Origin of the sequence: Rhodococcus sp. 7Tela_A2 (assembly GCF_049311045.1) — a bacterium.
Lineage (GTDB): Bacteria > Actinomycetota > Actinomycetes > Mycobacteriales > Mycobacteriaceae > Rhodococcus.
The window spans coordinates 1-9,322 of sequence record NZ_JAXION010000147.1 but is presented as its reverse complement, the minus strand read 5'-3'; the positions used below and the strand labels follow the sequence as shown (position 1 = coordinate 9,322).

At 66.6% G+C, this 9,322-nt stretch carries 10 protein-coding genes; 6 read left to right on the top strand and 4 right to left on the bottom strand.

Features of this window, described 5'->3' with window-relative positions; all coding sequences use genetic code 11:
• Positions 1-73 precede the first annotated feature (73 nt).
• Positions 74-1,099, bottom strand: a complete 1,026-nt coding sequence (locus TVH25_RS19370) for a PRC-barrel domain-containing protein (protein WP_422425243.1) — start codon at positions 1,097-1,099, stop codon at positions 74-76.
• A gap of 258 nt (positions 1,100-1,357) precedes the next feature.
• Here TVH25_RS19370 and TVH25_RS19365 point away from each other — a divergent pair, with 258 nt between their 5' ends.
• A complete protein-coding gene (locus TVH25_RS19365; protein ID WP_422425242.1) occupies positions 1,358-2,599 on the top strand; it encodes an aspartate aminotransferase family protein in 1,242 nt (413 codons plus the stop codon).
• A 26-nt stretch (positions 2,600-2,625) separates the two neighbouring features.
• Positions 2,626-3,120, top strand: a complete 495-nt coding sequence (locus tag TVH25_RS19360) for a DUF3830 family protein (RefSeq protein WP_169623071.1) — start codon at positions 2,626-2,628, stop codon at positions 3,118-3,120.
• A gap of 17 nt (positions 3,121-3,137) precedes the next feature.
• Here TVH25_RS19360 and TVH25_RS19355 read toward each other — a convergent pair whose 3' ends face one another.
• Positions 3,138-3,575: a winged helix-turn-helix transcriptional regulator gene (locus tag TVH25_RS19355; RefSeq protein ID WP_422425241.1), complete on the bottom strand. Its 438-nt coding sequence runs from the start codon at positions 3,573-3,575 to the stop codon at positions 3,138-3,140.
• Positions 3,576-3,694: 119 nt separating this feature from the next.
• On the opposite strand from TVH25_RS19355, the gene TVH25_RS19350 reads away from it, so the two are divergent.
• Positions 3,695-4,612, top strand: coding sequence for an NADP-dependent oxidoreductase (locus TVH25_RS19350; RefSeq protein WP_422425240.1), 918 nt, complete (start codon positions 3,695-3,697; stop codon positions 4,610-4,612).
• 7 nt (positions 4,613-4,619) lie between these two features.
• Here TVH25_RS19350 and TVH25_RS19345 read toward each other — a convergent pair whose 3' ends face one another.
• Positions 4,620-5,990, bottom strand: a complete 1,371-nt coding sequence (locus TVH25_RS19345) for an amidase (protein WP_169623074.1) — start codon at positions 5,988-5,990, stop codon at positions 4,620-4,622.
• Positions 5,991-6,043: 53 nt separating this feature from the next.
• Positions 6,044-7,018 carry a D-2-hydroxyacid dehydrogenase gene (locus TVH25_RS19340; protein WP_422425244.1) on the bottom strand — a complete coding sequence of 325 codons (975 nt, stop codon included), beginning with the start codon at positions 7,016-7,018 and terminating at the stop codon, positions 6,044-6,046.
• 86 nt (positions 7,019-7,104) lie between these two features.
• On the opposite strand from TVH25_RS19340, the gene TVH25_RS19335 reads away from it, so the two are divergent.
• From TVH25_RS19335 to TVH25_RS19325, 3 genes are read left to right on the top strand one after another with little or no spacing between them, the layout of a single operon-like run.
• On the top strand, positions 7,105-7,845 hold the full coding sequence (locus tag TVH25_RS19335) for a maleate cis-trans isomerase family protein (RefSeq protein ID WP_169623075.1): 741 nt from the start codon (positions 7,105-7,107) through the stop codon (positions 7,843-7,845).
• Positions 7,845-8,588, top strand: coding sequence for a maleate cis-trans isomerase family protein (locus tag TVH25_RS19330; protein ID WP_422425239.1), 744 nt, complete (start codon positions 7,845-7,847; stop codon positions 8,586-8,588). Before TVH25_RS19335 ends, TVH25_RS19330 begins: the two co-directional genes overlap by 1 nt.
• Complete coding sequence (locus tag TVH25_RS19325; protein WP_422425238.1) at positions 8,575-9,267, top strand: GntR family transcriptional regulator; 693 nt, start codon at positions 8,575-8,577, stop codon at positions 9,265-9,267. Before TVH25_RS19330 ends, TVH25_RS19325 begins: the two co-directional genes overlap by 14 nt.
• The last annotated feature ends 55 nt before the right edge of the window (positions 9,268-9,322 follow it).

Sequence of the window (9,322 nt, the reverse complement as noted above, 5' to 3'; positions counted from 1 at the left end):
GGGCGCCGCCCCGGGGCCCCACCCCGGGCGCGGGCCCCCTTTTTCGTCTGGAGTTTCGACGGTCAGGCGGGTATCAGGACTGCGTGGAGCCGTCCGGATCCTCTTCGTAGTACTCCGTGGTCACCACGCGCTTCACCAGGCGCGGCTTGCGCGGCTCGTCGCCGTGACCCTTGTCTTCCTTGTTCCGGTCGCGGTCACCGCCGGTGCGGACGTCCGGAGTGCCGGTACGGTGAGTGTCGGAACTCTCGCCGATACGGGCATCCGGGGTCGCGTTACCCGGGAGATTGCCGGGGGCGCGGTGACTTGTGTGCGTATCCGACCCCGTGTGCGTATCCGACCCCGTGTGCGTATCCGACCCCGTGTGCGTGTTCGCCGTGGACGGGATGGAATGCGTGCCGGGGGTCGGGGTGGACAGGGTGCCCGGAGTCGGGTTGTGGGAGTGCCCGGACGATCCCGGATCGCCGAAGCCCTGCGACGGCGACCCGGTGGTCCGGTCTCCGGACTCGGAGACCCCACGTGCCGTGCCCGAGGGGGACGACGGGGTGGAGGCGGTGTCACCGGGGACCGAGTGCTGCAGCGGATCGTCGCGCTGGGTGTCGTGCGACGGGCGGTAGTTCCCAGCAATGCCTTCGCGTGCCGCGTCGGGGGGCAGCGTGCCCGTCCCGCCGGTGTCACCCGGTCGATCGGAATGACCGATCCGGTCCGTGCCACCGATTCGGTCCGTATCACCGGATCGCCCGGCGTCCGGGTTCCGATGTGCGTCGGTGGACGCGGAATCGCCCTCGTGAGCGCGGCTGTAGTAGCGGTACAGTTCGTCTTCTTCGAGGGGCGTGAGTTCGCCGTTCTCCTCGACATTCGGCGCGCCTGTCACCGTGTCCTTGCCGAACGGCACATGCACACCCGAGTCGTCGAGGGTGGCGTCGTCGACGGGGACGAAGTGACGGCGGGTACCGAACAGTCCGGTCACCACCGTGATCCAGCCCGGCTCCCCGGTTCTGTTGTCGAGATATACCTCGCCTACTTTTCCTAATTTGGTGCCGTCCGGACCGTACGCGGTGGCACGAGCGAGGGTATCGAGTTCGTTGTTCGTAATCATCATTGCCTCATCGGTCGGCGCTGTTGTCGCTGAGGGCATTCCCTGCTCGCGGACCGATGAAACTCCCTGGGCGCGGCGAAGCCGATTGCCGCGGACGGGACGGTCGGCCTGACCCGATCCCGGTCGAGTTGGCCGGCTCGCTTCGGGTGCGGTTCTCCCCGCGTGCCGTTGCCTTCGGCGTGGGCCCATGTTATGCATATTGTCAACAATCCGACAAGAGCAAGTGCCCGAATTCGGTAGGTGCATCCCGGGAGGGCCCTCATGGCACGACTGTCACCACTTCTCCTGCAAGCCACCCCGGTCACCGTGGACCACGCGTCGGGTTGCTATCTGTACGGCAGCGACGGGCGTCGCTACCTCGACTTCACCGCCGGTATCGGTGTCACCGGCACCGGGCACTGTCATCCGCATGTGGTCGAGGCGGCGCAGCGGCAGGTCGCCACCCTGATCCACGGCCAGTACACGACCGTGATGCACCGACCGCTCCTGGAACTGGTCGAGGCACTGGGTCCGGTATTACCCGAAGGTCTCGATTCACTGTTCTTTGCGAACTCCGGCAGCGAGGCTGTCGAAGCAGCGCTGCGTCTCGTACGGCAGGCGACAGGCCGTCCCAACGTGGTCGTCTTCCACGGCGGATTCCACGGCCGGACGGTCGCCGCCGCGTCGATGACGACGTCGGGCACCCGCTTCTCCGCAGGCTTCTCCCCGTTGATGGGAGGCGTGCATGTCGCGCCGTTCCCCACCGCCTACCGGTACGGGTGGAGCGAAGACGAGGCAACGGATTTCGCGCTCCGAGAATTGGATTACCTCTTCGCCACCGTCACCGCACCCGACGAAACGGCGGCATTCTTCGTCGAACCCGTGCTCGGCGAGGGCGGCTATGTCCCGGGCAACGTTCGCTTCTTCCAGGGCCTGCGGGAGCGTGCCGACAGGTACGGCATCCTCCTCGTGTTCGACGAGATCCAGACGGGATTCGGGCGAACCGGAAAGTTCTTCGGGCACCAGCACTTCGACGTGCGCCCGGATGTGATCACGATGGCAAAGGGGGTCGCGAGCGGATTTCCGTTGTCCGGTATCGCGGCCTCCGAGGAACTCATGTCTCGTGCCCGGCCGGGATCGCAGGGTGGAACCTACGGTGCCAACGCGGTGTCGTGTGCGGCGGCGGTAGCCACACTCGAGGTGATCCGGAAGGAAGGACTCGTGACGAACGCGGCGCTGCGTGGAGACGAGTTGCTGGCGGGTGCGCAGTCGCGGGCGACACCCGCCGTCGGTGACGTTCGTGGGCTCGGGCTCATGGTGGGATCCGAATTCACCGATGCCGACGGTGCGCCCGACCGCGACGGCGCCACAGCAGCACAGCGCGCAGCAGCACGAAAAGGGTTGTTGCTGTTGACCTGCGGCGCCTATATGAACGTGGTACGCATGATCCCTCCGCTGGTCGTGACCGGAGAACAGGTCGAGGAGGCACTCGATATCTGGTCGGAGGTTCTCGCCGAGATCTGAACTGTCCCGCGTACGAAGGAGATCCTGTGGCCCGGTTCATCACCATTTCCCTCGACAAGCGCGGCGTCTCCTGTCGCGCACGACTGCTGGACACAGAGGCACCCCTGACCTGTGAAGCGGTATGGAACGCTCTGCCGCAGAACGGGTCCGCATTCCATGCCAAGTACGCGCGCAACGAGGTGTACACCCTCGTTCCCCGCATCACGGGTGCTCCGCATCGGGAGAACCCGACGGTGACCCCGATCCCCGGAGACGTGTGCCTGTTCGATTTCGAACCGTGGGAGATCGGGAACTCCGCATACGGATACGAGCCGGGATCGGAAGCGCATGCGGCGCAGGGAGCTACCGATCTGGCGCTCTTCTACGGGCGGAACAACCTGCTCCTCAACGGCGATGTGGGGTGGGTGCCGGGCAACGTGTTCGCGACCATCGAGGAGGGCCTGACCGACCTCGCGGTGGCGTGCAACGACCTGTGGATGGAGGGCGCAGCGGGGGAGACGCTGACGTTCGCCCGCGACTGATCGGTCCCCGTCACTCGTCACTCCGCGTCGTACCGTGCGCGGTGCGCGAGCACCTCGTCCATGTGTGCCTCGGCCCACGCCTTGATCCCGCGTATCACCTGGTGGAGCGACAGCCCGAGTTCGGTGAGTTCGTATGTGACCGTGACCGGCACGGTCGGGGTGACGGTGCGCGTCACCAGGCCGTCGCGCTCGAGCGACCGCAGTGTCTGCGTGAGCATCTTCTGACTGACCCCCGCGAGCCTGCGGGACAGTTCCGAGTAGCGCATCGCTCGTGGTTCACCGCTGCAATCGTTGCCGGGGCGGGAGGGCCCGTCACTCCCGAGCGCGGCGAGAATCAACGCCACCCACTTGTCCGAGATACGCGCGAGCAGCTGACGGCTGGGGCACTCCGCCAGGAATGCGTCGTACTCCGCCTGTACTTGCGCTCGCTTCTGGGCCGCAGTCATGGTCGGCATGAGTGCTCCTTCCTACCGGCGGGTGCCTTACGCACTTCGAAGTGCGTACTTCCCTTTGGAGAGCTACCTACCCATGATGAAGCGGAGGGTCATTCGATACAAGTGCCGAGGAGCAACCGATGAACACATCGACTTTCCGCACCGCTGTGGTGCGCACTCCGAACGGGCCCGGCTCGATCGAGATCATCGACGTTCCCGTCGTGCGACCGGGACCCGGGCAGGTTCGTGTCGGGATCGCCGGCGCGCCCGTCAACCCGGTCGATCTCGGGGTCGCGGACGGGTTCTTCCACACGATCGGCCTGATCGACCAGCCCGAATACACAGGGCTGGGGTGGGAGTTCGCCGGCACGGTGCTCGATGCCGGCCCCGGGGTGGACCTGGAGATCGGCACCCGCGTCGCCGGCATGGTGGGCGGCTTCGATCGCGACTACGGCACGTATGCCGAACAAGTCGTCGTACCGGTCGCCGGCCTCGCCGTCGTCCCGGACGGACTGGATCTGATCACGGCATCGACAGTGCCGGTCAACGGGTTGGCGGCCGTGCAGATGCTCGACCTGCTCGGTGACGCACCCGCGGACTCGCACCGACTCCTCGTGACCGGGGCAGCGGGCGCGGTGGGCGGCTATCTTCTCGCACTCGCGCCCGAACGGGGATGGGAGGTAACAGGTCTTGCTCGGCCCGAGGACGAGGAGTTCGTGCGGAGTCTGGGCGTCCGGTTCGCCTCGCACGCAGAGCCGGGCTGGGACGCGGTCGCCGACGCTGCGTCACTGCAGGAACGGGCGCTCGAAGTGGTCCGTGACGGGGGGAGATTCGTCGGCGTCAAGCCGAACGCGGTTCCGGCCACCGAGCGCGGAATCTCGGTATCGGCCGTGGAAACGCGCCCCGACGGTGCCAGGCTGGGTGATCTGCTCGTGCGCGCCGCGTCGGGTGGGCTCCCGGCGCGGGTGCATTCCGTCGTACCGCTCGATTCGGCCTCCGATGCCCACCGCGCGGTCGCTGCGGGCGGGGTGCGCGGCCGCTACGTGCTCGCGCCGTGACGTCGCACTAGCTCAGCGCGTATTCGGCGAATCGGGCGACCGCCAGCAGCAGGTCGTCGGAGTGGCGCGGTCCGACGATCTGCAGGCCCACCGGCAGGCCGGCGGCCGTCGTGCCGACCGGAATGCTGATCGCCGGTTGCTGGGTGAGGTTGAAGGGGTAGCTGAACGGCGTCCATTGCGGCCAACTGCTTGCCGAGGATCCCGGCGGAACGTCGTGACCCGCGTCGAACGCGGTGATCGGCACCGTGGGGGTGAGGAGCATGTTGTGCGTCTGGTGGAAGTGGCCCATCGCGATTCCGAGGCTCGCTGCGACCGCCCGCGCATCGAGATAGTCCACGGCGCGCAGGTGCTCGCCGCGCTCCCAGACGGCGCCCAGGCCCGGGTCGACCTTGTTCCGGGTGCCTTCGGGGAAGGACGCCAGCATTGCGGCCGCGCCCGCGGCCCACATGATCTCGAAGGCCTCGAGGGGGTCGCCGAAACCGGGATCGGCCTCGGTCACCGGGAGTCCGGCCTCGTCGAGTGTTCGCACCGCCGCGTCGACGATCTCACCGACTTCCGGATCGACCGTCACGTATCCGAGGGTCTTCGAATACGCGACGCCCATGCCCAGTACCTCCCGCTGGAGCGCACCCCTGAAGGTCATGATCGGGGGCGCGAGCGCCGTGGGATCGCGGTGATCGGGAAGCGACAGGATGTCGGTGAGCAGCGCCGCGTCCTCGACCGTCCGGGTGATCGGTCCGGCGTGGGCGAGTGGGCCGAACGGGCTCGCCGGAAACAGCGGGATCCGTCCGTGGGTGGGTTTGAATCCCACGACTCCGCAGAACGCGGCGGGAATCCGAATGCTCCCGCCGCCGTCGGTGCCGACGGAGCACGGGCCGAATCCGGCTGCGACCGCCGCGGCGCTCCCGCCCGACGATCCACCCGCGGTCTTCGTCGTATCTGCCGGATTGCGGGTGATCCCGTACAACGCGGAATCGGTGACGGCCTTCCAGGCAATTTCGGGCGTCGTGGTCTTGCCGACGAATACCATGCCGTCCTCACGCAGCCTCGCGGTCACCGGGCTGTCCACGTGCCACGGCTGATGTTCGTCGACGGCTTGGGAACCCCGCAACGTCGGCCATCCCGCGGTGAGGAACACATCTTTGATCGAGATCGGCACACCGTCCAGGAGACCCTTGGAATATCCGGTGCGCCAGCGCTCCTCGGAACGCCGCGCCTGAGCGAGGGCCTTCTCTTCGTCGACGAGGCAATAGGCGTTGATCTCACCGTCGCGTGCGGCGATCTCGTCGAACACCGCCCGCGCGGCTTCGACCGGCGACAGCTCACCGGAGGAGAACGAGGTGACGAGTTCGACGGCGGTCATGTCGGTCGGGTTCATCGTGTTCTCCTTGTCCGGGTGGTGTGCCGGGTTCTGCCCGGGCACACCGGCCCTCACGAACTCGGCACGTAACCGAGTCGCTTGTCCACGACATTCTCGAGTGGCAATCCTGCTCTCCAGCGGCGGAAATTGTCGGCGAATGCGTCGACGAGCGTGTCCTGCCACCCGACGAAGTCACCCGCGTTGTGCGGGGTGACGACTACACGGGGAAGATCCCACAGGGGGTGGTCGCGCGGTAGCGGTTCGGGATCGACGACATCGAGCGCGGCGCCCGCGAGCACGCCCGAGCGGAGTGCGTCGACGAGGTCGTCGGTGCGCACGAGTTCACCGCGACCGACGTTGATCAACCGTGCACCGCGCTTCACGTGCCCGAACAATTCGGCATCGAACAGTCCGTGGGTGCTGTCGGTGAGAGGGGCTGCGAGTACGACGAAGTCGGCTGCGGCCAGCGCCGACGGAAGATCCTCGGTTGCGGTGACGGTGCCGAAGTCCGGGTCGCCGGTCCTGCTGCGGCGGCCCGACCCGCTGACGTTCATTCCCACGGCGGTGAGGAGTCGCGCGATGGCCCGCCCGATCGGCCCGGTGCCCACAACCAGGACGCTGCGGCCGACGATGCGCTCGGAGTCGCGGTGTCTCCAGGTGTGGTCTCGTTGCAGGCGCAGGGATTCCGGGATGTCTTTGGTGAACGACAGTATTTGAGCCAGAACGTATTCCGCGATCGGAACGTCGAAGATTCCGCGTGAGTTGGTGACCGTGACATCGCTGTCGACCAACTCGGGAAACATCAGCGGATCGACACCGGCCGAGGCCGCGTGAACCCAGGAGAGTGCGTTCGCCGCGTACCACGCGTCAGGGAGCGCGTCGGACTGGAAATCGTAGACGAACAGGACATCGGCGCCGTCGAGAGCGCCTGCCAGTCCTTCGCGCTTCGTGTAGCGAAGGGTCGCATGCTCGGCGACCGGAGCCATCCGCACCGCGGAGGGCAGGGCTTCGGCATGAAGCACTGCCACGACCGGGTTCGCGTTCACGTTGACACCGTATGAGCGCATCGTATGATTGTCAACAATCTTACCTGCCGGGGGATTGCCGGAATGGACGTCGTTCGGGGGACTGCATGGAACTGGACATCCCCGAATTCGAGGGGCCTCTGGCACAGCGCGGAGTGGGCATCATCGCGCCTTTCGATCTCGCTCTCGAGCGCGAACTATGGCGCTGGGCACCGCTCGAGGTGAGTCTGCATCTGGCGCGGACACCCTACGAACCGGTCCCGGTCAGTCTGGAGATGGCCGAATTGGTTTCGGAGCGAAGACACCTCGTCACCGCTACCCGCGACGTGCTGCACGTGGAACCGGAAGTGGTCGCCTATCTGTGCACCTCCGGCAGCTTCATCAAAGGTATCGGCTACGAGAAGACCTTGTGTGACGCCATCTGCGAAGCCGGCGCCGCCTGCGCGGTCACCACGTCCGGGGCGCTACTCGAAGCACTGCACGACCTCGAGCTCACGCGGATCTCGGTGATCACCCCGTACGACGAGCAGCTGACCAAACTCCTGCACAGCTTTCTCGCCGAAGCCGGGACCGAGGTGGTCCGGTCGACCCACCTGGGACTCGGCGGCGGCATCTGGAAAGTCAACTACCGCACCATCGCCGAGCGAATCATCGCCGCGGACAGTCCCGATTCCGAAGCGATCTTCGTCAGCTGCACCAATCTGCCCACCTATGACCTCATCGCCCCGCTCGAGCAAGAACTCGGCAAGCCCGTGCTCACAGCGAACCAGCTCACCATCTGGGCATGTCTCGGTCGGATGAGATTACCGATGACCGGACCGGGGAAATGGCTGAGAGGAGTTTTCTGATGCAGCAGGACCGTTCCGCGAAGGTGGGGATCATCTATCCCGGCCATGCCGCAGAAGACGACTTCGTGTTCGCCGCGGAACTCGTAGGCGCCGCTTTGCCCGTCGCGCATATCTACGGCACCGATCTGCACGCGGTACCCGAGTTGCTCGACCTTGGCGGTCCGCGGAAACTCGCGGCCGGTGCCGCCCTCTTGGCACCGGAAAATCCGGATTCGGTGATGTGGGCGTGCACATCGGGCAGTTTCGTCTACGGGCTGGAGGGCGCGCGCACGCAAGTCGACGACCTGTCTGTCGCGGCCGGGGGCGTGCCCGCATCGAGTACGAGCTTCGCGTTCGTCGACGCATTGACCGCTCTGGGTTCGACGCGCGTCGCGGTGGCCGCGAGCTATCCCCGCGATGTCGGCGCACTGTTCGTCGAGTTTCTCACCGCGACAGGGAGCGACGTGGTGTCGTTCGGTGTCGCGGGGATCGACACGGCCGCCGAGGTGGGCACGCTCTCCGCGGACGACGTGCTGGACCTCGCTGCGGCCGGTGACCATCCGGATGCCGACGCGATCCTCGTCCCCGATACCGCGATGCACACCCTGCGCATTCTCCGAGAACTCGAAAAGCACGTCGGGAAACCGGTTCTCACCGCAAATCAGGTCACGCTGTGGCAGGGCTTGCGACTGGCCGGATGTACAGTGATACGCCCGGAACTGGGCACTTTGTTCGGGGAAGGTATCGATCATGGCGCTCGGTGATCTCGACGATCTCCGGCCTGTCGCGCGGCCGTCGACAGCGGAACTCATCGCGGAACAGCTTCGGTCTGCCATCGTCAAGGGCGCGCTTGCGCCGGGCACCCAATTGGGGGAAGCCGAACTCGCGACGCATTTCGCAGTGTCGCGTGGACCGCTTCGCGAAGCAATGCAGCGTTTGCTCTCGGAGGGGCTGCTGTACAGCATCCGGAATCGCGGAATCTTCGTGACGGAACTGACTTTCGACGATGTCGTCGACATCTACCGCAGCCGCCGGGTCATCGAGGGTGGCGCCCTCGAACTGATTCTCGAGGGCCGCAGGGAGCAGGCGTGGCACGATCTCGGCCCCGCGGTCGACGCGATGCGTGCTGCCGCCGAGCGCGACGACCCGGCCGGTGTGTCCGACGGCGATCAGCGCTTCCACGAAATTCTGGTGGCGAGTTCGTCGAGCCCGCGGCTCATCCGGGCGGCGCGCACCCTTCTGGTCGAGACCCGCATGTGCCTGGGTGCGCTGCAGACCACGTATCCCGTGCTCGGAGAGCAGGTCGACGAGCACGTCGTGTTGCGCACCGCTATCCGGTCCGCGCCGGCCGACCATGTGCACCGCATGCTCGACGAGCACCTCGACGACGCCGTGCGCCGCCTCCGCGGACTCCAGGGCGCCGGTGACGGAGCCGTGCTCTAGGAAGGCAGCGGTTCCAGAAAGGCGGGGGTCCCGGAAGGGCGGGGTCCCGGAAGGG

Coding starts and splice junctions, on each gene's coding strand:
- TVH25_RS19330 (WP_422425239.1), top strand. CDS start 7,845: ATGCAGCAGGACCGTTCCGCGAAGGTGGGGATCATCTATCCCGGCCAT.
- TVH25_RS19335 (WP_169623075.1), top strand. CDS start 7,105: ATGGAACTGGACATCCCCGAATTCGAGGGGCCTCTGGCACAGCGCGGA.
- TVH25_RS19345 (WP_169623074.1), bottom strand. CDS start 5,990: ATGAACCCGACCGACATGACCGCCGTCGAACTCGTCACCTCGTTCTCC.
- TVH25_RS19370 (WP_422425243.1), bottom strand. CDS start 1,099: ATGATGATTACGAACAACGAACTCGATACCCTCGCTCGTGCCACCGCG.
- TVH25_RS19365 (WP_422425242.1), top strand. CDS start 1,358: ATGGCACGACTGTCACCACTTCTCCTGCAAGCCACCCCGGTCACCGTG.
- TVH25_RS19325 (WP_422425238.1), top strand. CDS start 8,575: ATGGCGCTCGGTGATCTCGACGATCTCCGGCCTGTCGCGCGGCCGTCG.
- TVH25_RS19355 (WP_422425241.1), bottom strand. CDS start 3,575: ATGCCGACCATGACTGCGGCCCAGAAGCGAGCGCAAGTACAGGCGGAG.
- TVH25_RS19350 (WP_422425240.1), top strand. CDS start 3,695: ATGAACACATCGACTTTCCGCACCGCTGTGGTGCGCACTCCGAACGGG.